At 60.9% G+C, this 550-nt stretch carries 1 pseudogene; it reads right to left on the bottom strand.

The window, feature by feature from the left end:
* A pseudogene (locus NS365_RS23190) lies at positions 1–233 on the bottom strand (hypothetical protein); the annotation flags it as partial.
* Positions 234–550: the final 317 nt, after the last annotated feature.

Raw genomic sequence — 550 nt, 5'->3', positions numbered from 1 at the left:
GCGGGATCGACCACGACGAGTTGGGCCGCCGAGCCGCCCTGCGGCGCGCGTGTCGCGCCCGCCTTTTCGGTTTCTTCGGGAGAGATACGGGCGATCAGCGCCTTCGCCTGTTCGGGCAGCGGCACACCGCTGGACAAGATTACGCGGCCAGGAAGCGGCGACAACATCATCCACACACCGAGCGCGGCGACGAGGACAACAAGGGTAACGACGATCTGCCGGAGAAAAGCCATGGGTGCCTTATGGGTGGGATCGGCGGTTGCATCCGCTTTTGCGATGCAAACTAGGCGATGGCGCGAAGGACCACTCTTTAAATTATGGTAAGTCTGGCTTAACGAGACCTGAACACGGCGATCAAACGGAGAAAGGCCCGCATATACGCGGGCCTTTCGGTCTTTGTGCTAGCCTCTCACGAGGCGAACACGGTTTGGTTACTGAGCCTGCGTCGTGGCCGGAATGTCGCCCGGATTGCTCACGCGCATGTTGTCGCGATTCTGCGCGTAGGTGTCCCGGTTATATTCCGGGGCGTTGCGCAACTGGTCCTGCGTGA

It is taken from the genome of Aureimonas ureilytica (genome assembly GCF_001475935.1).
Classification (GTDB): Bacteria; Pseudomonadota; Alphaproteobacteria; order Rhizobiales; family Rhizobiaceae; genus Aureimonas; species Aureimonas ureilytica_A.
This window is presented reverse-complemented; position numbering and strand designations above follow the sequence as displayed.